Genomic DNA, 270 nt, shown 5'->3' on the forward strand with positions numbered 1-270 from the left:
GGCATCATGGGCGCACCGATGGCGGGGCATCTGCTGGACGCGGGTTATCATGTCGTCACCAGCGACCATCGATCGAAACCCTCCACCGATCTCGTCACCAAGGGCCTGAAGACCGTCACCGGCCATGCCGCCGTGGCCAAAGCCGCCGACATCATCATCACCATGGTACCCGACACCCCGCAGGTCGCCGATGTGCTGTTCGGCGACAACGGCGTCGCGTCAGGCCTGGCCAAGGGCAAGCTGGTCATCGACATGAGCTCGATCTCGCCG

Annotated in this window: 1 protein-coding gene; it reads left to right on the plus strand. The window is 64.4% G+C overall.

Annotation, left to right across the window (positions count from 1 at the left end; genetic code table 11):
• A partial coding sequence (locus EOB49_RS35345; RefSeq protein WP_164782006.1) for an NAD(P)-binding domain-containing protein occupies positions 1 to 270 on the plus strand: 270 nt, incomplete at both ends.

Origin of the sequence: Mesorhizobium sp. M7A.F.Ca.MR.148.00.0.0 (assembly GCF_003997735.1) — a bacterium.
Classification (GTDB): Bacteria; Pseudomonadota; Alphaproteobacteria; order Rhizobiales; family Rhizobiaceae; genus Mesorhizobium.